Source organism: Streptococcus parasanguinis, assembly GCF_047463195.1.
Classification (GTDB): domain Bacteria; phylum Bacillota; class Bacilli; order Lactobacillales; family Streptococcaceae; genus Streptococcus; species Streptococcus parasanguinis_R.
On sequence record NZ_JASHEI010000002.1, the window covers coordinates 50,522 to 77,083 of the forward strand.

Genomic DNA, 26,562 nt, shown 5'->3' on the forward strand with positions numbered 1-26,562 from the left:
TGCGACTTCTCGAACAAAGGTGGTACCACGAGCAATCGTCCTTTTTAGGATGCTCGTGTTTTTTTATAGCTTTTTAAATCAATAAGGAGACACAATGAAACTTAAAGAAACATTGAATCTTGGGAAAACAGCTTTTCCAATGCGGGCTGGGCTTCCAACGAAAGAACCAGTTTGGCAAAAAGAATGGGAAGATGCAAAATTGTATCAACGCCGTCAAGAGTTGAATGAAGGAAAACCGCATTTTACCCTTCATGATGGCCCTCCCTATGCCAACGGAAATATTCACGTAGGGCATGCCATGAACAAGATCTCAAAAGATATCATTGTTCGTTCTAAGTCTATGTCAGGATTTTACGCCCCTTATATTCCAGGTTGGGATACTCATGGTTTGCCAATTGAGCAAGTCTTGGCCAAACAAGGCGTGAAACGTAAAGAAATGGACTTGGTTGAGTATTTGAAACTCTGCCGTGAATATGCGCTTTCTCAAGTAGATAAACAACGCGAAGACTTCAAACGCTTAGGTGTTTCAGGTGATTGGGATCATCCTTATGTAACCTTGACGCCTGACTATGAAGCAGCACAGATCCGAGTCTTTGGTGAAATGGCCAATAAAGGCTATATCTACCGTGGGGCTAAGCCAGTTTACTGGTCTTGGTCTTCTGAATCAGCCCTCGCTGAAGCAGAGATTGAATACCATGATTTGGTATCAACGTCTCTTTACTATGCGAACAAAGTTAAAGATGGTAAGGGTGTCCTAGATACAGACACTTACATCGTTGTCTGGACAAGAACTCCATTTACGGTTACAGCTTCTCGTGGATTGACAGTAGGTGCAGAGTTTGATTATGTCGTAGTGAAGCCTGCTGGATCTGACCGCAAGTATGTCGTAGCATCTGAGCTCTTGCCAAGCCTTTCTGAAAAATTCGGTTGGGAAAATGCTGAAGTCCTTGCGACTTACCAAGGAAAAGAATTGAACCATATCGTTACAGAACACCCATGGGATCCTGAAGTGGATGAATTGGTGATCCTTGGTGAGCATGTAACCCTTGATTCAGGTACTGGTATCGTCCATACCGCTCCTGGTTTTGGTGAGGATGACTACAATGTAGGGATTGCCAATGGCCTCGAAGTTGCTGTTACTGTTAACGAACGCGGAATCATGATGGAAAATGCTGGCCCTGACTTTGCTGGTCAGTTCTATGACAAGGTTGTTCCAACAGTTATCGAAAAACTTGGCGATTTGCTCCTTGCTCAAGAAGAAATCTCTCACTCCTACCCATTTGACTGGCGGACGAAAAAACCAATCATCTGGCGTGCCGTGCCACAGTGGTTCGCTTCTGTATCAAAATTCCGTCAAGATATCTTGGATGAAATTGAAAAAGTGAAGTTCCACTCAGAGTGGGGGAAAGTCCGTCTTTACAATATGATTCGTGACCGTGGTGACTGGGTTATCTCTCGTCAACGTGCTTGGGGAGTTCCTCTTCCAATCTTCTACGCAGAAGATGGCACACCAATCATGACAGCTGAAACCATCGAACATGTGGCTCAACTCTTTGAAGAACATGGTTCCATCATCTGGTGGGAACGTGATGCCAAAGACCTCTTGCCTGAAGGATTTACCCATCCGGGTTCACCAAATGGCGAGTTCAAGAAAGAAACAGACATCATGGACGTATGGTTCGACTCAGGTTCATCATGGAATGGGGTTGTAGTGAACCGTTCAGAGCTCAAATACCCAGCTGACCTCTATTTAGAAGGTTCAGACCAATACCGTGGCTGGTTCAACTCATCACTCATCACATCTGTTGCCAACCATGGTGTCGCACCATACAAACAAATCTTGTCACAAGGTTTTGCCCTTGATGGTAAAGGTGAGAAGATGTCTAAATCTCTTGGAAACACCATTGCTCCAAGCGATGTTGAAAAACAATTTGGTGCGGAAATCTTGCGTCTCTGGGTAACCAGTGTAGACTCTAGCAACGATGTACGTATCTCTATGGATATCTTGAGTCAAGTTTCTGAAACTTACCGTAAGATTCGTAACACGCTTCGTTTCTTGATTGCTAATACTTCTGACTTTAATCCAGCTGAGGATGCAGTTGCTTACGAAGAGCTTCGTTCAGTGGACAAGTACATGACCATTCGCTTTAACCAACTTGTTAAGACAATTCGTGATGCTTATGCCAACTTCGAATTCTTGACAATCTATAAGGCATTGGTTAACTTTATCAACGTTGATTTGTCTGCCTTCTACCTGGATTTTGCCAAGGATGTTGTTTACATCGAAGGAGCTAAATCCCTCGAACGCCGTCAAATGCAAACAGTCTTCTATGATATCCTTGTGAAAATCACGAAACTCTTGACGCCAATTCTTCCTCACACTGCTGAAGAAATCTGGTCCTATCTTGAGTTTGAAGCAGAAGACTTCGTTCAATTGTCAGAATTGCCAGAAGCAGAAACGTTTGCCAACCAAGAAGAAATCTTGGATACTTGGTCAGCCTTCATGGACTTCCGTGGTCAAGCGCAAAAGGCCTTGGAAGAAGCACGGAATGAAAAAGTGATTGGTAAATCACTTGAAGCTCACTTGACAGTTTATCCAAACGAAGTCGTGAAAACACTTCTTGGAGCTGTTGATAGCAATGTTGCTCAACTCTTGATTGTTTCTGAATTGACGATCGCAGAAGGACCAGCTCCAGAAGATGCAGTGACCTTTGAAGATGTAGCCTTCACAGTTGAACGTGCCGCTGGTGAAGTTTGTGACCGTTGCCGTCGCATCGATCCAACAACGGCTGAACGTCACTACCACGCAACCATCTGTGATCACTGTGCAAGCATCGTCGAAGAGAACTTTGCGGACGCAGTCGCAGAAGGATTTGAAGCTAAATAAAAGCCATTAAAAAAGAAGTTCCATAAAGGAACTTCTTTTTTAATGGCTAGAATAGTGTAGAGATTCATGCATTAAGGAAATAAAAAAAGTAAGGCAAATTGGCCTTACTTTGTAATTGGAAAGGAAATTTCAATTAGTTTATCGGAGTAGAGGGTTTTAATAGCGGATTGGTCAATGATTTGAAGATCAATCTTACGTTTTAAAAAGAACTCACGAATTTTTTCTACTTCAGTTTCACGAATAGCTCGGTGTTTGTTACTGATCAATAATTCATAGTGTGTTGGGGCCTGTGTAAAAACGACATCGGTATTGCCCGCGGAATAAACCTCGACAAGCAAGGCGTCAGTGCTGGCAAGTTGGCTTTTGACCAGTGCAGCATGACTATTTGTGGTATTAATGAGCTTCATATGAGTTCCTCCTAACCTCTATCTTCATTTATTATAGCACTTTTTTATTTTTTGTGAAAGAATTCCTTTATTTTTTGTGGGTATTTTTCCACTGTTCAATGCCCCATTTATGACTGCCACGTTTGAGTTTTTCAATAGCTTCATCTACAGGAAACCAAGCAAGATTGTTAAAATCTTCCAGTGGTTTTTGAGCCTCTGTATAGTCTACCACTTCATAAATATAGGCAGGATTGTAGTAGTAGGTGTCGCGATGACTGGAATAGAAATACTCATCTGCTTGGCCATAGTATTGCCCTAAAACAGCGGTAAAGCCTAATTCTTCGATCAGTTCCCGTTTCAGAGCTTGCAAGTGATCTTCACCCACCTCAATTTCCCCGCCTGGTAAGAACCAAGCCCCATTTGGAGCTTGAACGAGGATGATCTGATCCTTGTCCTTATTGGGAATAACAGCGTAGACACCATAGCGATTGACGTAGGTCACATCTTGTTTTTTTTCACCAAAACTTGGAATGGTCATGGTTTTCTCTTTTCTTATTTTTTCATCATTATATCATATTTTTTAGCAAAAATCTGGAGGGAAAAAAGAAAGAGAGTGGGACAGAAGTCCTAGCCTCTCAATTATTTTTGGATTGTCGAGCAAGACGCAGTGGTTGAGTGGGCTCTACTACGCTGATTTCATCAGCTTTTACAGCCCTACTCAACTGTGCGGAGGTGGGACGACGAAATCGAATTCTAACGAATTACCGATTTCTGTCCCACTCTCTGAATGTACATTTACTGATTATGCTTCTGACTTCTTTTCGGCCGTTTTGTGAACAGCTTTGATACTAATATTCCCATTGCTGGTCATGACGGCTTTGAGTTGTTTCTCACTTGGATGTTCCAGGTAATAATCGGTAATAGCATCTTCGATATGGTCTTGGATGGTACGACGGAGTGGGCGGGCCCCCATTTTTGGATCGTATCCCAGATCAACCAATTTTTCTTTGACCTTCTCTGTCACATCCAGATGAATCTCATTTTGTGCGAGACGTTGACTGACTTCATCCAGCATGAGGGTAACGATTTGGAGAAGGTTTTCTTTTGATAGAGGTTGGAATTCAATGATGCCATCAAAACGGTTCATGAATTCAGGGCTAAAGAAGTTCCCGAGTTCTCCAAGTACAGAGTTGGTTCGACCTTCGCGAGCAGCTCCAAAACCAACATTGGCCTCAGCCTTGCCGGTTCCAGCATTAGAGGTCATGATGATAATGGTATCTTTAAAGCTGACGGTACGGCCTTGACCATCTGTCAAACGGCCATCATCTAAAACTTGCAAGAACATGTGCATGACATCTGGATGGGCTTTTTCCACTTCATCCAACAACACGAGGGAGTAAGGATTGCGACGAACCTTTTCAGTTAGTTGTCCAGCTTCATCGTAGCCAACATAGCCCGGAGGAGCTCCGACTAGTTTCGCTACGCTATGTTTTTCCATGTATTCGCTCATATCAAAGCGGATCATATTGTCTGCAGAGCCAAAGAGCTCGATCGCTAATTGTTTAGACAGTTCGGTCTTTCCGACACCAGTTGGTCCGACAAAGAGGAAGCTTCCGATTGGACGGTTAGGCGATCCTAAGCCGACACGATTGCGTCGAATGGCTTTCGCGATTTTATCTACTGCATCGTCTTGACCAATCACATGAGCTTTCAAATCAGAAGCCAGATTGATCAATTGAGACTGTTCTTTTTCTTTCAAATCACCAACAGGAATATTGGTCTTTTGTTCAACGATGTGTTCAATCGTTTTTTCACTGATGACAGGGGTCTCCTGATCAGTGACATGTTGACCTTGCATTTCCTTGTATTTCGCGATTTGATCGCGGAAGTAGGCTGCTTTTTCAAAGTCTTCTTCTCGCGTCGCTTGAGCTTTGAGGTTTTCCGCTTCAATCAAGCGCTGATCGATCACTTTTGGATCCACAAAGTTTAGGGTCAGGTTCATCTTAGATCCCGCTTCATCCAACAGATCAATGGCCTTGTCTGGCAGGAAGCGATCTTGGATATAGCGGTTTGAAAGAATAGCTGCCGCTTCGATGGCCCCGTCTGTATAGTGGACGTGGTGGTAGTCTTCGTATTTTTTCTGGATGCCCTTGAGGATGGTGATGGTTTCTTCAACCGTTGGTTCATCGACCTTAACGGGCTGCATCCGACGTTCCAAGGCCGCATCTTTTTCAATGATACGGTATTCATTGAGGGTAGTAGCCCCAACTAATTGGAGTTCTCCACGCGCTAAGGCTGGTTTGAGGATATTTCCAGCGTCCATATTACCTTCGCCGGCTGATCCTGCGCCAACAATTTCATGGATTTCGTCGATGAACAGAATAACATCTTCGCGTTGACGAATTTCATCCATTAATTTTTGCATGCGTTCTTCGAATTGACCACGGATGCCTGTGCCCTGAACGAGGCTCACGACGTCTAGGCGGATGACTTCTTTTCCTTGCAATTTATGTGGAACGTCGCCATCGACGATTTTTTGAGCCAGGCCTTCCACAACGGCAGTTTTTCCGACCCCAGGTTCTCCAATCAGAACCGGGTTGTTCTTGGTTCGACGGTTGAGAATTTCGATGACACGGATAATCTCCTCATCACGGCCAATGACAGGGTCAATATCCCCTTTGCGGGCAATTTCTGTGACATTGATGCCGAACTCTTCTAAAAGACCTTTTGGCTTTTGAGGACGGGCTTGACGAGGGTCTTGACCACCACGGTTATTGTTTTGGCCGTAGCCGCCACCTCCATAACTGCCTCCGGATTGAGTTGGAGGGGTTTGAGGTTCTTGCGGACTTTGGAAGTTTCCAAGGTTATTGAAGAAATCTTCAAAAGGATCTCCAGTGAGTTGGCTACGTTGGGTCATGCCTTTCAAGAAGCTGTTATTAGGGTCTGTTTTCATAATTTTATAGCAATTTTGACAGAGGTCTACTTGCTGCTGACGTCCATTTACATTTGTATATAAATGGATGGTTGATTCATTTATTTTACAATTTTGACAAAGCATATACATACCTCACAGTAGGTTTTTGATGGTTTTCCATCAAGAGTCGAGCCTATTTTTGAAAGGTCAAAAATAGTCAAAGATTTATAGTTTCATTATATCAGTATTCTAGAAGTTTGCAAGAATTTGCTACGGAATGTCGCTAAGGATTGAAGAAAGAGCAAATCAATGGAAAAATGTGAATTTTTATTGGAAGAGCTTTCTCTTTTATGATAAAATAGGAGAGTAGAAAGTAAAGAGGAGAAATAAAATGGAATCACATTTAGTACGGATTATCAACCGTTTGGAGACGATGACAAAAGACGGTGGAAACTTGAAACGTAATTTTGAACGTGACGGTGTTGTTGTCGCTGAAGTAGCCTACAACCACAATGAAGAAGAAGGTTCAACCTTTACACTTCGTGATGTTGAAGCGCGTGAAACCTATACATTTGATAGCATTGATTTAATTGCAATGGAAATTTATGAATTGCTTTACTAAGCAGCTGTGTGGATGAGTTTGGGGTGGTCTCAAGCTCATTTTTTGTCCATCTGGCTATAGTTTTCGTCTATAAGAAATTCTAATTAGGAACAGTTAGGTTTGAGAGTTGAAATCTGCTATAATAGAGAGGACTATTTTCATTACTTGACTAGAAAGAGAATTGACATGACGACAATCATTGATGGGAAGGCGCTCGCTACAAAATTACAGGGTGAGATTGCGAAGAAAACAGCACGATTAAAAGAAGAGACAGGAGTTGTGCCTGGCCTCGTTGTCATCGTAGTAGGAGATAATCCAGCTAGCAAAATCTATGTAAGAAATAAAGAGCGTTCTGCTATTGCGGCAGGCTTTCGGAGTGAAGTGAGACGACTTCCTGAAAGCATTAGCCAGGCTGAATTATTAGAAGTGATCGAACACTACAATCAAGATCCCCTTTGGCATGGGATTTTGGTGCAGTTGCCACTGCCTAAGCATATCGACGCGGATGCAGTCCTTTTAGCCATTGATCCGACAAAAGATGTGGATGGCTTTCATCCATTGAATATGGGACGCTTGTGGGCTGGAAATCCTCTCATGGTGCCTTCAACTCCCGCTGGGATCATGGAGATGTTCAAAGAGTACGGGATTGATCTAGAAGGGAAGCGAGCAGTCGTGATTGGTCGTTCCAATATCGTTGGAAAACCCATGGCGCAGTTGCTCCTCGCCAAAAATGCGACGGTAACCTTGACCCATTCCCGGACCCATCATCTGCCTAAAATTGCTAGAAGAGCAGATATCTTGGTTGTTGCGATCGGTCGTGCGAAATTTGTAACAGCAGACTTCGTGAAAGAAGGCGCCGTTGTTATTGACGTCGGAATGAATCGCGATGAGAATGGCAAATTGTGTGGGGATGTCGATTTTGAATCCGTTGCACCTTTGGCCAGTCATATTACTCCGGTACCAGGAGGGGTTGGGCCTATGACCGTCACCATGCTGATGGAGCAGACCTACGAAGCAGCTGTTCGTGCCTTAAAAAAATGAAAGTGTGAACAAGATGAAGTTTGTATTTGATTTAGATGGAACCCTGTCATTCGATGGTGTCACAATCGATGATGAAATCAAACAGGTCTTATTGAGAGCAGAAGAATTTGGCCATGAAGTCGCCTTTGCTTCTGCACGTTCTTACCGGGACTGCTTGGGTCTTTTAGGGGACCCATTGAGTCAGCAACTCGTGATTGGTTTAAATGGTGGATTGGCCTATCGCCAGGGGCAATTGGTATATGAGGACCAATTGGACAAGGATGTGTATCGGGAAGTCCTTGGCTTTTGTCGCCATTACAATCTACCATTTTTTGTGGATGATATCTTTGATTATAGCGGACAGATTTTGGAAAAGATTCCTTTTGTTGCTAATGTAGATCCCCTCAAGAAAGCCCAGTATCGGTCTTTAGAGGAGTTGACAGATCCGATTAAGGTCGTGATCTATATGGGTGGCCATGAGGAGCTCGTGGATGAGATCATCGAGCGGATCGAAAAGACAGATAAGGCCCATATCCGATATTATGCGCATGAAAAATGCATCTATCTCAATCCAGCAGACACGCATAAAGCGACAACCGTAGAAGAACTCTGTGGAGAGAATTTCGTGGCTTTTGGCAATGATCAAAATGATATCGAGCTCTTTGAAAAAGCTCTTTATGCAGTTCAGATTGGTGATTTTCCAGCCCTTCAGCCTTATGCGGATGATCAATTGGTAGCCAAACAAAATCAACCACAAGCTGTGGCTGCTAAGATCTTGCAAGTCTTTGCAGAATTCAGAGGAAAATAAAAGATGGAGGGGGAGTCGTGGCTTCTCCTTTTTCACTAGAAATGAGGAAGGTATGAGAACAGTTCAGAAAGAAGAGATCCAGCGTGTTATTGTGAAGCGAGAGGAGAATTCTTATAAGGGCGATTTTGGTCGCCTGCTCTTGATTGGGGGAACTTACCCCTATGGAGGAGCTATTATTATGGCAGCCCTTGCTGCGGTTCATAGTGGAGCGGGGCTGGTTACTGTCGCAACAGATCCTGATAATCTGACAGCCCTTCATAGCCATCTTCCTGAAGCCATGGGCTTTGATCTAGCCGATCACGAACTCCTTTGTGAGCAGCTCCAAAAAGCCGGTGTGATTCTCGTAGGACCGGGCTTAAAGGAAGCAAGAGAAAGCCAAGCGATCTTACACATGATTTTTGAGCATGTCTCTAGCCAGCAGGTCTTGATATTAGATGGCGGAGCTATTAGTCTTTTTGCAGCTTCTCAGTTTGACCTGCCAGAGGCTCAGTTGGTCTTTACCCCTCATCAAAAAGAATGGGAAAAACTATCGGGACTTGATCTAGCAAGCCAGATAGAAGGCAAGAGTCGAAGAGCAGTACAGAACTTTCCTCAAGGGACTGTCATTGTAGAAAAAGGGCCTCACACCCGCATTTGGACAAGTGGGCAAGATGAGGGCTATAAGCTAGATGTTGGTGGTCCCTATCAAGCCACAGGTGGAATGGGGGATACCTTGGCAGGGATGATCGCAGGATTTGCGGGTCAATTCCCACAGGTCAGTCTCTATGAGCGTGTGGTGGTTGCGACCTATCTCCATTCAGCCATTGCAGAAGACTTGAGCAAGGAGGTTTATGTGGTTCTACCGACGACCATTAGCCAAGAAATCCCAAAATGGATGAAAAAGTGGAGTGACAAAGATCAGGTTACCAGCACTGAAAATAGAAAATAGGTAAAAAAGATGAAGGAAAGCATTCGGAAGGCAAATCAGTATATCGATGAAAACAGGAAGAAGGTTAACCAGCAATATAGAGGAGCATTTCATTTGTTACCTCCAATCGGCTGGATGAACGATCCAAATGGCTTTGTTTATTTCCGTGGGGAATACCATTTGTTTTACCAATTCTATCCCTATGATAGTGTTTGGGGTCTCATGCATTGGGGGCATGCCAAATCAAAAGATCTTCTCCATTGGGAAGAACTGCCAGTAGCTTTAGCACCAAGTGAAAGCTATGATAAGGATGGTTGTTTCTCGGGGAGTGCTATTGTGAAAGATGACAAGCTCTATTTGCTGTATACGGGTCATGTAGACGATGAGGAAAAGCGAGAAGAGACTCAGTGTCTTGCGGTGTCGACAGATGGCATTACCTTTGAAAAATTGCCTACTAATCCTGTGGTCCATGCTCAACATATTGAGGGGATCGCAGATATTGCAGATTTTCGTGATCCTAAAGTATTTGAATATCAAGGAAGCTATTACACTGTCGTTGCTTCTAAGACGCCAGATGACAGAGGTCAAATTCTCCTATTTGCATCAAGTAATCTAGTAGATTGGGCCTTTACATCTGTTCTTTTAGAAGGTGAAAAAGGGCAAGGGATTATGTGGGAGTGTCCTGATTTCTTCCCTTTAGATGGCAAATGGGTCTTGATCCTGTCTCCCATTGAAATGGAAAGGCAGCAAGAAAAATACTGGAACTTAAATTCGACGGTTGCCTTTATCGGTGACATGGATTGGGAAACAGGGCACTTTCATATCGATTCCTATGATGAAATGGATGGCGGTTTGGATTTCTATGCTCCTCAAACTTGTCAAGGGTCAAATGGCGAACGATGCATGGTTGCCTGGATGCAAATGTGGCACCGGTCTATCCCCAGTCATGATTTAGCTCATGGGTGGGCAGGAAGCATGACGGTTCCTAGAAAATTAGGTTTGAGAGACGGAAGATTGGTTCAGGAATTACCTGAGTCTGTGAAAGATCACTTCCTTGTAGAGAATGCGCCAGAAACCATTGTGAAGGGCAATCAAATCACGATCCCAGCTAGAGGGAAACAAACCTTGTTTGAGATAGGTGCTAAATCAGGTCGCTCCTTTATCCTAAGCTATGGGAATGAATCTGATGCTGATAGTGCCTTGCAATTGATTTACGATGCCTCCAATAAACGCTTTAGCTTGAGTCGAGACCAATTTGGACACCTCATTTCTGGAAAAGAAAGCCCAGAAATTCAATCAAGATGGATTCAGTTGGATGGTGAAAAGGATCTTCATTTCTCGATTCTTCGAGATACCAACTCAATTGAAGTATTCGTGGATGGTAAAACTCTATCAATGACCTTTTATGAAACGACTGAGAACCCTGTCTATACCTTCAAAGCAGATGAAGGGGTCGATTTAGTTGTAAAAACATATCAAAAATAGGTATATAACAATCTCCTAAAGAACAAAAAGACAAGTCGCAGGACTTGCCTTTTTGTTTTAGGATAGGACGGAAGCGAGGAGTCCTCCGAGAATGAGGATGATAGCCCCGCTTAGTCGGTTGGCTATTTGGGCGAAGGCGATCATTTCCATTCGATCAGATGCAGAGAGAACGGCGATATTTCCAGTTCCTCCCATAGAGTTAATGAAGGGGAACTCCAAACACTTCTTAGCTCCTTTATTGAACGATTAGAGAAGTGTGAAAAATAGGGAAGCTGGTTTAAAATAGACCAGTAGAAAGTGACTTGAATAAAATGAGGCTTGTAGAGAAAGGAAATTCATGATTTCGCTTTGTCTGCCAGCCTTTTTTGGTGTTTTTTGGTATAATTAAACTTGATCATATTCTGCAGAAAGGAGTTCCTATGTCCAACTATTTATCCGTATCAAGTTTGACTAAATATTTGAAATTAAAATTTGATAAGGATCCCTATTTGGAAAGGGTTTATCTGACAGGCCAGGTCTCCAATTTCCGAAAACGTCCCAACCACCAGTATTTCTCTCTAAAGGATGAAAAGGCTGTGATTCAGGCGACTGTTTGGGCTGGGATCTATAAGAGTTTTGGCTTTGAGCTAGAAGAAGGCATGAAAATCAATGTCATTGGTCGGATCCAACTCTATGAGCCAAGTGGGAGTTATTCCATTGTCATCGAAAAGGCGGAGCCAGATGGTGTAGGGGCCTTAGCTATTCAGTTTGAGCAACTCAAGAAAAAGCTGACCGAAGAAGGGCTTTTTCAGGATCGGTGGAAGCAAGCTCTACCACAATTCCCAAGAAAGATCGGGGTCATCACTAGTCAAAGTGGGGCCGTGATTCGCGATATTATCACAACGGTGAGCCGTCGTTTTCCTGGTGTGGATATCGTGCTCTACCCGACCAAGGTCCAGGGAGAAGGCGCTGCAAGTGAGGTGGTTGCTAATATTCAAAGGGCTAACCAACGGGATGATTTGGACGTCTTGATTATCGGTCGTGGGGGTGGTTCAATTGAAGATCTCTGGGCCTTTAATGAAGAAGCAGTGGTGCGAGCCATTTTTGAATCGCGGATTCCGATTATCTCCAGTGTTGGACATGAGACAGATACGACTCTAGCCGATTTTGTAGCAGACCGACGAGCCGCTACTCCGACAGCCGCTGCTGAATTGGCCACCCCAGTAACTAAGTTGGATCTCTTGTCCCATTTACAAAAGCAGGAAAATCGCATGGCAACAGCTATGTCCAATCGCTTGGCCTATAATCGTGAACGCTTGGCCAAATTAAGTCAATCGGTCATTTTTAGACAGCCTGAAAGACTCTATGATGGCTACCTGCAAAAGATTGACCAGTTGCAATTGCGATTAAAACAAGGGATGCGGGATGCTTATGGACAAGGGGCCAATCAGCTACAAGGTCTGCGTCATCGTCTAGAGGCCATGTCTCCTTTGCATCGCATCGAGCGCTACCAGGACCGCCTGCTCCAAGATAAGAGACTCTTAACCAACCGAATGGAACAAGTCCTAAAAGAGCAAAAGATCAAGGTCCAAGGCTTATCAGAAGCCCTCTTGATGCTCGATACCAGTCGGATTATTGCGCGTGGCTATGCCATGGTCAAGCAAGACGATCAGGTCCTAGATTCGGTTGCGAAAGTAAAAGAAGGAGACCCGCTGTCCCTCATCATGAGAGATGGCCAGTTAGAAGTAGAGGTAAAACATGTCGAAAGAAAAGAAATTTGAAGAAAATTTAGCAGATTTGGAAGCCATCGTCCAAAAATTGGAGAGTGGTGATGTGGCTCTTGAAGAAGCGATTACAGAATTCCAAAAAGGAATGAAGTTGTCAAAAGAATTGCAAGATACCTTGGATCAAGCAGAGAAAACCTTGGTCAAGGTCATGCAAGCAGATGGTACTGAAGCGGATCTAGCATGAGACAAGAAGAAAAACGAAATAGAGTAGAGCAAGCGATTCGCTCTTTTTATGAGGAAACATCCATCGCCCCCCATTTAGTGGAGTCGGTCCTTTATTCGATCCAAGCAGGTGGAAAACGCCTACGCCCAATGCTTCTTCTAGAATTGTTAGAAGCCTTCGGACAGGAGTTGACAGAGGCTCATTTTCAAGTGGCAGGGGCTTTGGAGATGATCCACACAGGAAGCCTTATCCATGATGATCTACCGGCCATGGACAATGACGATTACCGTCGGGGGCAATTGACCAACCACAAGAAATTTGGAGAAGACTTGGCGATTTTAGCAGGAGATGCACTTTTCCTCGATCCCTTTGGAATGATTGCTGCGAGTGCCCTTCCTGATGCGGTCAAGGTCTCTTTGATTCTTGAATTGTCAGATGCTTCCGGTAGTCGTGGAATGGTAGCTGGCCAAGTCCTTGACATGGAAGGGGAGCACAAACAGCTCACGCTAGCAGAGTTGCAGACCATCCATGCCAATAAGACAGGATGCCTCCTTGCCTATCCTTTCATCGCAGCAGGTTTGATTTTAGAGTTGCAAGCAGACATTGCTCAGCTCTTAGAAAAAATCGGGAAAACATTAGGCCTGGCTTTTCAAGTACGGGATGATATTTTGGATTTGGTCGCTGATTTTGAAGCTTTGGGGAAGACTCCTCAAAAGGACTTAGTAGCTGAGAAATCGACCTATCCAGCCCTGTTGGGATTGGAAGAATCAAAAGCTTTACTGACAAGTGAATTAGACGCTTGCGAGGACTTGTTGGATCAGATTACAGCTGCTTGTGACTTTGATCCGCAAGCGATCAAGAAATTAATAGAAGGATTACGAATAGATGGCTAAGGAAAGAGTGGATGTATTAGCCTATAAACAGGGCCTATTTGATACCCGCGAACAAGCCAAAAGAGGGGTGATGGCAGGTCTTGTCGTTGCCGTTATCAATGGTGAGCGCTTCGATAAACCGGGTGAAAAAATTGATGAAGCAACCGAGTTGAAATTAAAGGGTGAAAAGCTCAAATATGTCAGCCGGGGCGGTCTTAAATTAGAAAAAGCACTGAACCAATTTGGTTTATCTTTAGAGGGTAAAATTGCCATTGATATCGGAGCTTCTACAGGTGGCTTTACAGATGTCATGCTGCAAAACGGAGCCAGCCAGGTCTTTTCGGTGGATGTCGGGACCAATCAGTTGGCCTGGAAATTGCGAAATGATCCTCGAGTGGTCTCGATGGAACAGTTCAATTTCCGCTATGCCGAGCCAGATGATTTTGAAGCGACACCGAGCTTTGCGAGTATCGATGTCAGCTTTATTTCCTTGGACTTGATTCTGCCAGCCCTTCACCGGATTTTGGCAGAAAATGGACAAGTCGTAGCCTTGGTGAAACCTCAGTTTGAGGCAGGACGCGAACAGATCGGGAAAAATGGGATCATTAAGGATCCTAAGATTCATTTAGCCGTCCTTGAAAAGGTCGCTGCATTTGCAGGGATACATGGCTTTGCGGTAATGGGAGTGGATTATTCCCCTATCCAAGGAGGCCATGGCAACATCGAATTTTTGATGTATCTAGAAAAAAAAGAAGAGAAAACAAAGCCAACTTATGAGCAGCTGGAGGCTGTTGTGGAGCTGGCACACAAGGAATTTAAACATGAAGAGTAAGAATATCAGATTAGAAAAAATTCGCCGCTTCATTCGCGATCATGAAGTGGGGACCCAAGAAGAGATCGTCGAACATTTGAAAGAAGAAGGCATCTCAGCAACCCAAGCGACGGTATCACGGGATATCAAAGAATTGGGCATCGTAAAACGCCCTCTGAAAGATATGACCTATGTCTATGAATTGCCACGTAAGCACCACCAAGGGATCGGGATGATCGAAAGCAATATTTTGTCTCATCGTCGCATGGGAGAATATGTCAATTTCACCATGGTTCCAGGGACAGCGCCTTTAGTCAAACGTCGCTTGCGGGAGATTTATAAGGAGCATATCTTTAGTATTGTTGCAGATGATGATACGATCTTACTGATCGCCTATTCCGCACCTGAAGCAGAGAATATCCTCAAATCAATCTTTGGGTGGTAAGAGCCTATGCTATTAGAAATTTCGATTAAGAACTTTGCCATTATCGAAGAGATTTCCTTAAATTTTGAAAAGGGAATGACGGTACTGACAGGGGAAACAGGTGCAGGGAAATCCATCATTATCGATGCCATGAACATGATGCTGGGAAGCCGTGCAACGACGGATGTCATTCGACACGGAGCTCCAAAAGCAGAAATCGAAGGTCTCTTTACCGTTGAGAGCAATCGCCACTTGACGTCGCTTTTTGAAGAACAAGGACTAGAGTGGACCGATGAATTGATCATTCGCCGAGAGATCCTGCAAAATGGACGAAGTGTCAGCCGGATCAATGGTCAGATGGTGAATTTATCTGTCTTAAAAGCAGTCGGCCAACATTTGGTGGACATCCATGGCCAGCATGATCAGGAAGAACTGATGCGGCCCCAATTGCATATCGCCATGCTGGATGAATTTGGGGATGCAGCCTTTTTCCAAACCAAAGATGCTTATCGTCAGACCTTTGAAGATTACAAACGCCTGCGCAAACAAGTGGTGGAACTCCAGCGCAACCAGCAGGAAAACAAGGCCCGTATCGAGATGTTGGAGTTTCAAATTGCAGAGATTGAGGCAGCTGCCTTGGAAGTGGATGAGGACCTGCATCTGGAGCAAGAACGCCAACGCCTGCTCAATCACAAGATGATTGCTGATACCCTAACCAATGCCTATACCATGCTGGATGCAGAAGAGTTTTCGAGCCTCTCCAATGTTCGCTCAGCCATGAATGATCTGGAAAGCATTGAAGAATATGATCCGACCTACAAAGAGCTCTCAAGCCAGTTATCGGAAACCTTCTATGCCCTTGAGGATATTACCAAGCGCTTAGAAGATGTGGTCGATGGTCTGGAGTTTGATGGCAATCGCCTCATGCAGGTGGAATCGCGTTTGGATTTGATCCATTCTATCACGCGCAAGTATGGTGGCCAAGTCAAGGACGTCTTAGAATACCTGGCGCAAATCACCAAAGAATATAGCCTCCTCACCGGAAGTGACCTCTCGTCTGAGGATATGGAAAAAGAACTCAAACGTCTAGAAAAGAGCTTGGTCATCTTGGCTCAAGATTTGAGTGATCAGCGGCATACTCTGGCCCAAGCTTTGGAAAATGAAATCCAGCAAGAATTGGCAGACCTCTACATGGACAAGGCGCGCTTCCAAGTGCGCTTCAGCAAGTCTAAGTTTAATCGTGAGGGAAATGAAGCTGTCGAATTTTACATTTCGACCAACCCAGGAGAGGACTTTAAACCTCTTGTCAAGGTAGCATCCGGCGGAGAATTGTCACGCTTGATGTTGGCCATTAAGTCGGCTTTTTCTCGAAAAGAAGGAAAAACCAGTATCGTCTTTGACGAGGTGGATACAGGGGTCTCTGGGCGCGTGGCTCAAGCCATTGCAGCGAAAATTCATAAGATTGGTCAAAATGGCCAAGTGCTTGCCATTTCTCACCTGCCTCAAGTCATCGCTGCAGCAGATTATCAATTCTATATTGAGAAAATCAGTGATGAACACTCAACTGTATCTACTGTGCGTTTGCTCAATAGAGAAGAACGAATTGAAGAAATTGCCAAGATGCTGGCAGGAGAGGATCTAACGGAAGCTGCCCGTCAACAAGCAGAGCAACTTCTCAAGCGTTAAGAGAAAGAAGGTTTGAAACAATGTCAACATACTTTGTAGTCGGAGATATTCACGGAAAAGCACAAATGCTAGAAGAGCTCATGACAGAATGGGATGGAAAAGCTCAATTGGTCTTTTTAGGGGATTTGATAGATCGAGGCGAAAACAGCAAACGATCAATTGAAATCGTAAAGGACTACGTAGACCATCACGGAGCTGTTTGCCTTTCCGGGAATCACGAGTACATGTTTTTAGCCTGGTTGGACAATCCAGAAGAGCGTTATGACCACTACCGAAGAAATGGTGGCGATACGACTATCAACTCTCTGTTAGGCCGGCCGCTCGATGCTCCTGTAGATGGCATTGCGGATGCGCAAGCAGTAGAAAATGCCGTTCCTGACTTGGTGGCCTTCATCCGTAGTTTGCCTTTTGACTACGAGACAGAGACCTATTATTTTGTCCACGCTGGTGTGGATCTAACCCTTGAAAATTGGCGAGAAACCAGTGATTACCAAAAGGTATGGATCCGAAAACCATTCCATGAAGCGGAGAATCATACAGGCAAATGGATCGTCTTTGGTCATACACCAGTCTATGGACTGCTCAATGAGCCAGTCGGTACTGAAAATCTTTGGATTTCAGATCAAAAAATGGGTGTTGATGGGGGCGCTGTTTATGGAGGGGTTCTCCATGGGTTGCTCTTGGATGATCAAGGAATTGTCCAAGACCATGTCCTTCACAATACAGGTTTTTCTGCTGCAGATGATTAAGGGAGCCGAACTAGTTATCTTTCACTGCAAAACCCCGTGTTTTTTGATATAATGAAAGCAGAACATTCTAGGAAGAGTATAGGAATATATGGCAAATATTAAAATAGTTACAGACTCATCTATTACAATTGAGCCTGAAGTGGTTGAAGAATATGGCATTACAATTGTGCCGCTTTCTGTTATGGTGGATGGAGTCCTTTATTCTGACAGTGAGTTGGGCCAAGGGGACTTCTTGCGCTTAATGCAGTCTAGCAAAAATCTTCCAAAGACCAGCCAACCACCCGTTGGAGTCTTTGCGGAGGTGTATGAAAAGTTAGCAGCAGACGGAGCTCATATCGTTTCAATTCATATGTCTCATGCCTTGTCAGGAACCGTAGAGGCGGCTCGTCAAGGGGCAACCTTGTCAGGAGCAGATGTTACTGTGATTGATAGTGGCTTTACAGACCAAGCCATGAAGTTCCAGGTGGTTGAGGCAGCCAAGTTGGCCAAAGACGGAGCTGATTTAGACACTGTCTTGGCTCGCATCGAAGAAGTCAAAGAAAAGACAGAGTTGTATATCGGTGTTTCTACCTTGGAAAATCTGGTTAAAGGTGGGCGCATTGGCCGTGTTACCGGACTTTTGAGCTCCCTTCTTAACATCCGTGTCGTGATGCAAATGAAGGACCATCAGTTGGAACCAATTGTCAAGGGCCGTGGAAACAAGACCTTTAAGAAGTGGTTGGATGAATTGGTAGAGAAACTATCCCACAAGAAGGTAGCTGAGATCGGAATCTCTTATGCAGGAACACCAGAGTGGGCCAATGAAATGAAGGCTCAGTTGCAATCGCTCGTTGAAAAAGCGATCCCAGTTCTAGAAACTGGATCGATTATTCAAACCCATACAGGTGAGAATGCATTTGCAGTTTTGGTGCGCTACGAATAAGCTGAATAAATGTTTGAAAAAACAGGTTTAGTACTTGACCTAAAGGCTTTTTTTAGATATGATAGTACTGTTAAGGCGTAAAGCCTAAAAAAAATTGGAGGATTTGTTAAATGGCTAACAAACAAGATTTGATCGCAAAAGTGGCAGAAGCTACAGAATTGACTAAAAAAGATTCAGCAGCAGCTGTAGATGCTGTATTTGCAGCAGTTTCAGAATACCTTTCAAAAGGTGAAAAAGTTCAATTGATCGGTTTCGGTAACTTCGAAGTTCGTGAACGTGCAGCTCGTAAAGGTCGCAACCCACAAACTGGTAAAGAAATCAAAATCGCAGCTTCTAAAGTTCCAGCATTCAAAGCTGGTAAAGCTCTTAAAGAAGCAGTTAAATAATTGCATTTTGAAAAGTCATCCTAGATTTCTAGGGTGGCTTTTTTGTTGGACAGCTCTATAGGATAAGGGGTATAATAGGAAAAAAGAAAGAGAGAGAAGAGACCATGCGATTCATTTTAGGACTCTTTGCCTTGTTGTTTATCCGACCTATTTTGTATCTACTGAAAGGGCTGTGGTTTGTACTGGAGTTCTGTTTTATGATCCTCGTGGTCAAAATGATCCTGGGAACCGTGCGCTGGATGACCAGTTGGATAGGCTGAGAGTAGATGAATCTATTTCAGGCTAGTGAATCAATGTCCCCCGGACATAACCTCGCTTTTCGGTTTTCAGGCTCGTGAAAAAAATGTCCCCCGGACATTTTTTTTAATTAAAAGCATTCTAAATAGTGATTTATTTTGAAACATGATATAATAAGGGTAACGAATCGATTAAATCATATTGGAAAGGGGGGATCATAGTGAACGCATTGCATCGTCATGAAGAAGAGCGCGTGGAAGAAGTTTTGCAAAGTTTGCGTGCCAAGGGCATTCGGATAACCGATACTCGCAGAGCAGTTCTTTCCTATTTAGTGGCGAGTCATGAACATCCAAGCGCTGAGAAGATCTATCGCGATTTATTGCCTCAGTTTCCAAGCATGAGTCTAGCAACTGTCTACAACAATATCAAGGTTTTAATTGATGAGGGGGTTGTCTCTGAGATCAAGGTTCGTAATGATACCACGACCTATTTTGATTTTATGGGGCATGACCATTTGAATGTGGTATGTGAAAAATGTGGTCGTATCGCAGATGTGGACATTGAAGTCCCAGATCTTCGCGAAGAAGCAGCCAGTCAAAGTGGTTACCAGATCACCAAGACTCAGATGACCGTCTATGGCATTTGCCCCGACTGTCAGAAAAATTAATGTGAGAGAAAGCAGAGCCGTCAGGCTCTTTTTTGTGAGAAATTGCACTTTTCTATGGTCGCCACTAGATTTTTTACTGAAAATCTAGTAGAATAAAATAGATAAACGGGGGAAACCTCGGAGAATAAAAAGGAGATCCATCTAATGGTAAAATTGGTTTTTGCTCGCCACGGTGAGTCTGAATGGAACAAAGCTAACCTTTTCACTGGTTGGGCTGATGTTGATTTGTCTGAAAAAGGTACACAACAAGCGATCGACGCTGGTAAATTGATCAAAGAAGCTGGTATCGAATTTGACCAAGCTTACACTTCAGTATTGAAACGTGCGATCAAAACTACTAACTTGGCTCTTGAAGCTTCTGACCAATTGTGGGTTCCAGTTGAAAAATCATGGCGCTTGAACGAACGTCACTACGGTGGTTTGACTGGTAAAAACAAAGCAGAAGCTGCTGAACAATTTGGTGATGAACAAGTTCACATCTGGCGTCGTTCTTACGATGTATTGCCTCCTGCAATGGACCGTGATGATGAACACTCAGCACACACTGACCGTCGTTATGCTTCACTTGACGATTCAGTGATTCCAGATGCTGAAAACTTGAAAGTTACTTTGGAACGTGCTCTTCCATTCTGGGAAGATAAAATCGCTCCAGCTCTTAAAGACGGTAAAAACGTATTCGTAGGAGCACACGGTAACTCAATCCGTGCTCTTGTTAAACACATCAAACAATTGTCAGACGACGAAATCATGGACGTGGAAATCCCTAACTTCCCACCATTGGTATTCGAATTTGACGAAAAATTGAACGTTGTAAAAGAATACTATCTTGGTAAGTAAGATAGCAGGATTCGTTATCAATCATAGAAAGCTGACTTCGGTCAGCTTTTTTGCTTGTCTTCCTTAGATCCTAGCTGGTTTTGGGTTTTCAGGGTCTCCTAAAAATGTTATAATAGAGTGTTACTAAATTGGGTTCCATTAGCCCTGAAAGGAAAAGAAAATGACAAAATCATTCTACATCACAACCCCTATCTATTACCCATCTGGTAAATTGCATATTGGTTCAGCTTACACAACGATCGCCTGTGACGTCTTGGCGCGTTACAAACGTATGATGAACTACGATGTTTTCTACCTGACTGGTCTTGATGAGCACGGTCAAAAGATCCAGCAGAAGGCAGAAGAAGCTGGGATCACGCCGCAAGCTTATGTAGATGGGATGGCCGTTGGAGTGAAAGAACTCTGGCAATTACTCGATATCTCATATGATAAATTCATCCGTACGACAGACGATTACCATGAAAAAGTGGTGGCCCAAGTCTTTGAACGCTTGCTTGCGCAAGACGACATCTACCTGGGTGAATACTCTGGCTGGTATTCAGTCTCTGATGAAGAGTTCTTTACAGAAAGCCAATTGGCTGAGGTCTACCGTGATGAGAATGGCAAGGTTATCGGTGGGGTAGCCCCATCAGGCCACGAAGTAGAATGGGTTTCTGAAGAATCTTATTTCCTTCGTCTCAGCAAATACCAAGACCGCTTGGTTGAATTTTTCAAATCCCAACCTGATTTCATCACGCCAGATGGCCGTCTCAATGAAATGTTGAAAAACTTCATCGAGCCAGGTTTGGAAGACTTGGCGGTATCTCGGACCACCTTTACCTGGGGTGTGCCAGTCCCATCTAATCCAAAACACGTGGTCTATGTATGGATCGATGCCCTTCTTAACTATGTGACCGCTCTTGGTTACGGTCAAGAAGATCATGAAAACTTTGACAAATTCTGGAACGGAACCGTCTTCCACATGGTCGGAAAAGACATCCTTCGTTTCCACTCCATCTACTGGCCAATCCTTCTCATGATGTTGGATGTTAAATTGCCAGAACGTTTGATTGCCCATGGTTGGTTTGTCATGAAAGACGGCAAGATGTCGAAGTCTAAAGGGAATGTCATCTACCCAGAAATGTTGGTGGAACGCTTCGGCTTGGATCCGCTTCGTTACTACCTTATGCGCAGTTTGCCAGTTGGTTCAGATGGTACCTTTACCCCAGAAGACTACGTAGCCCGCATCAACTATGAATTGGCTAATGACCTTGGAAACCTCCTTAACCGGACGGTAGCCATGATCAATAAATACTTTGGTGGCCAAGTTCCAGCTTATATCGAAAATGTTACTGCATTTGATGCTGATTTGGCAAAGGTGGTTGAAGAAAACATCGCTGAATACCACAAGCAAATGAACGCGGTGGATTACCCACGCGCTTTGGAAGCTGTATGGAACATCATCTCTCGTACCAACAAGTACATCGATGAGACAGCGCCTTGGGTCCTCGCTAAAGAAGATGGTGACAAGGAACAATTGGCAGCGGTCATGGCTCACTTGGCAGCTAGCCTTCGTGTCGTGGCTCACTTGATCCAACCATTCATGATGAACACCTCAAACGCCATCATGGAACAACTTGGCTTGGGCTTGGACTTCGATCTTGAAAACTTGACCTTAGCAGGCTTCCCTGAAAATGTCACAGTGGTTGCCAAAGGAACTCCAATCTTCCCACGTCTGGACATGGAAGAAGAAATTGCCTACATCCAATCTCAAATGACTGCTGGAAAACCACAAGAAAAAGAATGGATTCCAGAAGAAGTGGAGCTCAAGTCTGAAAAAGACGAGATCAAATTTGAAGACTTTGACAAGGTTGAAATCCGTGTAGCAGAAGTCAAAGAAGTGGAACGCGTCGAAGGATCAGACAAATTGCTTCGCTTCCGCCTAGATGCAGGAGATGGCGAAGACCGTCAAATCCTCTCTGGTATTGCGAAATTCTATCCAAATGAACAAGAATTAGTCGGTAAGAAACTCCAAATCGTGGCCAACCTCAAACCACGTAAGATGATGAAGAAATATGTCAGCCAAGGTATGATTCTTTCCGCAGAACACGGAGATCAATTAACAGTCTTAACTGTTGATCCATCTGTACCAAATGGAAGCATCATTGGCTAAACGATAGACAAAGAAAAAATCATCTAAAAAACTTTCCTTAGGTGAGTACGGACGTCAGCGAACTTCGAAGAAGTTCCATGACTTAGTTTTGGACCCTAGGTTCCAAAACTCCCGAGTGCTAGAAATACAATTGTTTCTAGCACTTTTCTCACGGCGGAAAGTTTCAGTAGATGATTGAATAATTCTAACGAATAAATTTTTTGATTTTTATAGAATTAATTTGATTTGTAAGAAAGAACAGATTGTCTACACTCTCAAGCACTCCCGCAGGAGTGCTTTTCTTGTGTCGATAAGGTTCCCATCATTGAATTTTACAAGGATGGTAGATGAGTCCTATTAGTAATGGGTGTTAACGGAGACTTCCGCAGTGAGAAAAGAGTCTGAAACATTTTCGTTTCAGACTCTCGGAAGATTTGAGACAGTGGGCTCAAATCTTAGGTATGGAATCCCAAAGGGATTCGCTACTGTCCGTCCTCACCTAAGGAAAGTCTCCGAATATAGTTCCTATTCATCTGGTCGATATTCCAGGATATCTCCGGGCTGGCAGTCGAGTTCTTTGCAGATGGCTTCAAGGGTGGTGAAGCGGATGGCTTTGGCCTTGCCGGTTTTGAGGATGGAGAGGTTAGCAGTCGTGATGCCGATTTTGTCGGCTAGCTCGTTGGATTTCATCTTTCGCTTGGCTAGCATGACATCTAGATTGACGATAATCATGGCAACCTCCTTAAATGGTTAGCTCATTTTCTTCAGCAATCTCAATACCTCTCTCTAAAATCTTGCCAGAGACCCAGACGATTGGAACGGCAAGGAGAAGCCCTGTGTTAAAGGTGAATTTGAAAGTGAAGGGAAGGAGATAAGCATTTCCACTGGTTTCAAGTGTGCCAGACATAAAGGACAATACCAAGAGAATCTTCCAAGCTCGGTTGCAAAGATCAATGTTGGAGTGAGAAAAGATCTTTTCTTGGTAGAGATTTTGGAGGAAGCTGCGAATGGTGATGAGAAGGTAAATATAGATAGCGCTTGAGGCTAGTGGGAAGAGCAACTGCCAGAGAGGTTGCAGATGTTTGGGGAAGAGCTGGATGCCATTCACATCAAAGGACAAGCGTCCAGTTTGAATGAGATCTTTAAACACTCCCATCCGTGAAAGCAGGTGGACGACCAGTGCAGCCACAGTCATAAAGCCACAGAAGTAAATGAAAGTCGTCAAGACTTCAATGACATTTTTTAAGGTTTTTGAGTTTTTCATCGCAAGCCTCCTTGAAGTTTATTTATTTTTCACTTATAGTATACTCCTTATAAAAAATTAGTCAATAAAAAAGTATCGAAAAACGATAAAAAAATAACGATAAACAAAATATTATTTTTGAAAAACAGGTATTCTCTGCTAAAACTAGTCGGTTTAAGCCGGAGAAACCACTACATAGAGGGGAATTTTACTATACTTTCGATTTAGGGTATACTAGTGTAAAGATCTTATTCCATGGAGGTAGTAAAATGAATCTTAAGTGGAAGAAAAAATACCTGGGGCCGATTCTGGGGCTGGTCGGAGCAGCTGTTCTGATCGGTGGAGTCTATCTCTACTCTAGCTCCAACATCCAACCAGACCATCAAAAGGAATTTAACCAGACCAGTAAGAAGGCCACTAAGCCAAAGGAAAAAGCTATTGACTTGAGTGGTGACTACGTCTCTAATGAACGGGATGAAGCCAAAATCGAGAAAAAAGGCAAGGCCTGGAAGATCGATTACCAAACGGCTGACGGCAAGGTATCTGCTGAATTTAGCACGAATTGGAAGGTCGAAGGATCTAACAAAATTTCAACAGGCAAGATGAAAAAATCCGATGGCAATACAGACTTTACAGTCACTGTTCGTGTCTTCAAATACAAGACAGATAAGAAGCCTTTGATCACGGTGACCATGTCTGACAAAAATCCCGACCACGAGATGGTCTTTGCCAATCGAGAGGATTTTTTCAAATCGACAGATCCCAATGATGTCGTCCTTGATGGCAATCTCTCACCGTTTGAAGGTGCTTATTCCAATGATACCTATGAAAAGGAAATCGCAGATTCCGGTTTTAAACTTTATGGCTATACTCCAGAAGAATATTACCAAAACAAGACCAATGCCTTTCCAAGTATTGTAAATGGGGAGACCGGCTGGACTTTCTGGAGTGGAGGCACTCGGGCGAGTTACCTGCTCAATAAAGAAAAAGAGCCCAAGAAGCGAAAAGGCTATTATGAAGTTTATTTCACTGGGGCAAACGGGACTGCGATCCAAGGGCAAGAGCAAACCTTGTACCTGATCCCAGCGGGTGTGACAGGTCCTGATGGAGTAGCTTCCCAAGAACGTCGGATTCTCTTTGGGGATGCGGCCTACCGGGATTATCATCTAGAGTGGTGGAAAGCATACCCACAACCGAAAAAAGAGAAAGACTTGGATATTGCGGCCATTAACGGAGGAGATTTCTCAAGCTTAGCTGGAACCTGGCGCAATGGCAAGGGGGCTGAAATCGTCATCCAAGCAGATGGAAAAGTCAAGGGCCAAGGCAGCCTCAAGGCTGTTGCAGACTCGGATAAGAAGAGCAAGATCCCTTATGTTGAGATGAAGATGGGTGAGACTGGTGCTGCGATTGGACTTCTGAAAATCGGTTTCCAAAATCCAGATGGAGACCAGTCTGATACCAGCAAGCCACGTCTAGTGGTCACTCAATCTGCAGGCAACTATCCGGCCGATCAATATTTCTACCGTCAATAAAAAGTTTGAGACATGTTTGTCTCAAGCTTTTTTTACTGCAAGGAAGGCTTGTGGAATCTAGGCAACTGTTAGTCTCTAACATTAAAAGGGAAAAAATGTAAAAAAAGCTTGACAAAGCAAATGATTCGCAGTATGATTAACTAGTTAATTAACTGATTAATAAACTAGTTAACAAAAATGAAAAAGAGGTGAAGAATGATTAGGAGAAAAATGAAGGTTCTGGGACTCATGTTCCTCAGTTTCTTTCTGCTGACAGCTTGTGCTAGTCAAGGAAATGCAAAGCCCCCTTCTAAAAAAGGTCTTAAAATTGTCACGAGTTTTTATCCCATCTATGCCCTGGTCAAGGAAATCTCTGGCGATCAAAATGATATCTGGATGGTTCAGTCAGGTGCAGGGATCCATGATTATGAACCCTCAACCAAGGAAGTGGCCCAGATCTATGATGCGGATGTATTTGTCTATCATTCTCAGACCCTGGAATCTTGGGCCGGTCGCTTAGATCCCAATCTTCAAGGTTCCAAGTTGCGAGTGATCGAAGGCAGCCAAGGAATGACCCTTGATAAGGTGGCTGGATTAGAGGATGTCGATGCTGGTCAGGGAAAAGAATCCAAGCACTTGTATGATCCGCATACTTGGTTGGATCCTGTAAAAATTGCAGAGGAAGGAAAGGTTATCGCCCAGCGTTTGGGAGAGATCGATCCAAAGAACAAGGAGCTCTATCAGGCCAATGCTCAAAAGCTTGAAAAGCGCTGTGAGGACCTAGTAGCCCACTACCAGCCTCTCTTTGACAAGGCCAAGCAAAAGACTTTTGTGACCCAGCATACGGCCTTTTCTTATCTGGCCAAACGCTTTGGTCTCAAGCAGTTAGGGATTGCAGGGATATCCCCAGAGCAAGAACCGACCGCTCGGCAATTGGCCGAGATCCAGCAGTTTGTCAAAGACTACAAGGTGAAAACGATCTTTGTGGAAAAGCACACGTCGTCAAAGGTGGCAGATAGTATCGCCAAGGCAACAGGGGCGCGTGTTAAGGTTCTGGATCCACTGGAAGCTGATCCACAAAATGATAAGGATCTATTAGAAAATTTAGAAGAAAATATGGCGACTTTAGCCAAGGAATTAGAGGAGTAA

General features: G+C 43.9%; 25 protein-coding genes and 1 pseudogene. 20 read left to right on the forward strand and 6 right to left on the reverse strand.

The features are described 5' to 3' along the window. Positions 1-94: 94 nt before the first annotated feature. The gene (gene ileS / locus QM870_RS01830) at positions 95-2,887 is read left to right on the forward strand and encodes an isoleucine--tRNA ligase (protein ID WP_414368343.1); all 2,793 of its coding nucleotides are present in this window, start codon (positions 95-97) and stop codon (positions 2,885-2,887) included. Between the two features lie 104 nt (positions 2,888-2,991). Here ileS and QM870_RS01835 read toward each other — a convergent pair whose 3' ends face one another. From QM870_RS01835 to QM870_RS01845, 3 genes are all read right to left on the reverse strand, one after another. Continuing rightward, positions 2,992-3,294, reverse strand: coding sequence for a DUF1827 family protein (locus QM870_RS01835; protein ID WP_003012157.1), 303 nt, complete (start codon positions 3,292-3,294; stop codon positions 2,992-2,994). A gap of 67 nt (positions 3,295-3,361) precedes the next feature. Further along, entirely contained in the window at positions 3,362-3,811 is a 450-nt protein-coding gene (locus tag QM870_RS01840) for an NUDIX hydrolase (RefSeq protein ID WP_414368346.1), read from the reverse strand. A 264-nt stretch (positions 3,812-4,075) separates the two neighbouring features. Further along, complete coding sequence (locus QM870_RS01845) at positions 4,076-6,331, reverse strand: ATP-dependent Clp protease ATP-binding subunit (RefSeq protein ID WP_254732696.1); 2,256 nt, start codon at positions 6,329-6,331, stop codon at positions 4,076-4,078. 247 nt (positions 6,332-6,578) lie between these two features. On the opposite strand from QM870_RS01845, the gene QM870_RS01850 reads away from it, so the two are divergent. The 5 genes from QM870_RS01850 to QM870_RS01870 all read left to right on the forward strand — a co-directional run bounded on the left by QM870_RS01850 (position 6,579) and on the right by QM870_RS01870 (position 11,008). After that, positions 6,579-6,809: a DUF1797 family protein gene (locus tag QM870_RS01850; protein ID WP_003005989.1), complete on the forward strand. Its 231-nt coding sequence runs from the start codon at positions 6,579-6,581 to the stop codon at positions 6,807-6,809. A 165-nt stretch (positions 6,810-6,974) separates the two neighbouring features. Further along, a complete protein-coding gene (locus QM870_RS01855) occupies positions 6,975-7,829 on the forward strand; it encodes a bifunctional methylenetetrahydrofolate dehydrogenase/methenyltetrahydrofolate cyclohydrolase (RefSeq protein ID WP_223141275.1) in 855 nt (284 codons plus the stop codon). A gap of 13 nt (positions 7,830-7,842) precedes the next feature. Further along, entirely contained in the window at positions 7,843-8,616 is a 774-nt protein-coding gene (locus QM870_RS01860) for an HAD-IIB family hydrolase (RefSeq protein WP_414368349.1), read from the forward strand. Between the two features lie 52 nt (positions 8,617-8,668). Then, the gene (locus QM870_RS01865; protein WP_049506978.1) at positions 8,669-9,544 is read left to right on the forward strand and encodes an NAD(P)H-hydrate dehydratase; all 876 of its coding nucleotides are present in this window, start codon (positions 8,669-8,671) and stop codon (positions 9,542-9,544) included. A 9-nt stretch (positions 9,545-9,553) separates the two neighbouring features. Further along, positions 9,554-11,008, forward strand: a complete 1,455-nt coding sequence (locus QM870_RS01870) for a glycoside hydrolase family 32 protein (protein ID WP_414368352.1) — start codon at positions 9,554-9,556, stop codon at positions 11,006-11,008. A gap of 57 nt (positions 11,009-11,065) precedes the next feature. Here the strand turns inward: QM870_RS01870 and QM870_RS01875 are convergent. Next, positions 11,066-11,209: pseudogene (locus tag QM870_RS01875) on the reverse strand (2-hydroxycarboxylate transporter family protein); the annotation flags it as partial. Positions 11,210-11,427: 218 nt separating this feature from the next. Here QM870_RS01875 and xseA point away from each other — a divergent pair. From xseA to metG, 12 genes are all read left to right on the forward strand, one after another. Next, positions 11,428-12,768, forward strand: a complete 1,341-nt coding sequence (gene xseA, locus QM870_RS01880; protein ID WP_129299591.1) for an exodeoxyribonuclease VII large subunit — start codon at positions 11,428-11,430, stop codon at positions 12,766-12,768. Beyond that, entirely contained in the window at positions 12,746-12,958 is a 213-nt protein-coding gene (locus QM870_RS01885; protein WP_003006013.1) for an exodeoxyribonuclease VII small subunit, read from the forward strand. Before xseA ends, QM870_RS01885 begins: the two co-directional genes overlap by 23 nt. Then, entirely contained in the window at positions 12,955-13,830 is an 876-nt protein-coding gene (locus tag QM870_RS01890) for a polyprenyl synthetase family protein (protein WP_129299590.1), read from the forward strand. The genes QM870_RS01885 and QM870_RS01890 overlap by 4 nt, the downstream gene beginning before the upstream one ends. Then, a complete protein-coding gene (locus QM870_RS01895) occupies positions 13,823-14,641 on the forward strand; it encodes a TlyA family RNA methyltransferase (RefSeq protein ID WP_414368356.1) in 819 nt (272 codons plus the stop codon). The genes QM870_RS01890 and QM870_RS01895 overlap by 8 nt, the downstream gene beginning before the upstream one ends. Then, positions 14,631-15,065: an arginine repressor gene (locus tag QM870_RS01900; protein WP_003006022.1), complete on the forward strand. Its 435-nt coding sequence runs from the start codon at positions 14,631-14,633 to the stop codon at positions 15,063-15,065. The genes QM870_RS01895 and QM870_RS01900 overlap by 11 nt, the downstream gene beginning before the upstream one ends. Positions 15,066-15,071: 6 nt before the next feature. Next, positions 15,072-16,730 carry a DNA repair protein RecN gene (gene recN, locus QM870_RS01905; RefSeq protein WP_049486558.1) on the forward strand — a complete coding sequence of 553 codons (1,659 nt, stop codon included), beginning with the start codon at positions 15,072-15,074 and terminating at the stop codon, positions 16,728-16,730. Positions 16,731-16,750: 20 nt separating this feature from the next. Continuing rightward, on the forward strand, positions 16,751-17,479 hold the full coding sequence (locus tag QM870_RS01910) for a metallophosphoesterase (RefSeq protein ID WP_118228431.1): 729 nt from the start codon (positions 16,751-16,753) through the stop codon (positions 17,477-17,479). Positions 17,480-17,567: 88 nt separating this feature from the next. After that, the gene (locus QM870_RS01915; protein WP_414368360.1) at positions 17,568-18,401 is read left to right on the forward strand and encodes a DegV family protein; all 834 of its coding nucleotides are present in this window, start codon (positions 17,568-17,570) and stop codon (positions 18,399-18,401) included. Between the two features lie 110 nt (positions 18,402-18,511). Continuing rightward, positions 18,512-18,787 (forward strand): HU family DNA-binding protein, encoded by a 276-nt coding sequence (locus tag QM870_RS01920; RefSeq protein ID WP_003006038.1) that lies wholly within the window; start codon positions 18,512-18,514, stop codon positions 18,785-18,787. A gap of 457 nt (positions 18,788-19,244) precedes the next feature. Next, entirely contained in the window at positions 19,245-19,691 is a 447-nt protein-coding gene (locus QM870_RS01925) for a Fur family transcriptional regulator (RefSeq protein ID WP_315378830.1), read from the forward strand. A gap of 144 nt (positions 19,692-19,835) precedes the next feature. After that, positions 19,836-20,528 carry a phosphoglycerate mutase gene (locus tag QM870_RS01930; protein ID WP_003012031.1) on the forward strand — a complete coding sequence of 231 codons (693 nt, stop codon included), beginning with the start codon at positions 19,836-19,838 and terminating at the stop codon, positions 20,526-20,528. A 160-nt stretch (positions 20,529-20,688) separates the two neighbouring features. Continuing rightward, positions 20,689-22,680 (forward strand): methionine--tRNA ligase, encoded by a 1,992-nt coding sequence (metG, locus tag QM870_RS01935; protein ID WP_195424458.1) that lies wholly within the window; start codon positions 20,689-20,691, stop codon positions 22,678-22,680. Positions 22,681-23,184: 504 nt separating this feature from the next. Here the strand turns inward: metG and QM870_RS01940 are convergent. Then, positions 23,185-23,391 (reverse strand): helix-turn-helix domain-containing protein, encoded by a 207-nt coding sequence (locus tag QM870_RS01940; RefSeq protein ID WP_003006064.1) that lies wholly within the window; start codon positions 23,389-23,391, stop codon positions 23,185-23,187. A 10-nt stretch (positions 23,392-23,401) separates the two neighbouring features. Continuing rightward, positions 23,402-23,923, reverse strand: coding sequence for a DUF2975 domain-containing protein (locus tag QM870_RS01945; protein ID WP_195424460.1), 522 nt, complete (start codon positions 23,921-23,923; stop codon positions 23,402-23,404). A gap of 248 nt (positions 23,924-24,171) precedes the next feature. On the opposite strand from QM870_RS01945, the gene QM870_RS01950 reads away from it, so the two are divergent. Together QM870_RS01950 and QM870_RS01955 are read left to right on the forward strand one after the other, a co-directional pair. Further along, a complete protein-coding gene (locus tag QM870_RS01950; RefSeq protein WP_301362461.1) occupies positions 24,172-25,434 on the forward strand; it encodes a DUF6287 domain-containing protein in 1,263 nt (420 codons plus the stop codon). A gap of 195 nt (positions 25,435-25,629) precedes the next feature. After that, positions 25,630-26,562 (forward strand): metal ABC transporter solute-binding protein, Zn/Mn family, encoded by a 933-nt coding sequence (locus QM870_RS01955; RefSeq protein WP_155168850.1) that lies wholly within the window; start codon positions 25,630-25,632, stop codon positions 26,560-26,562.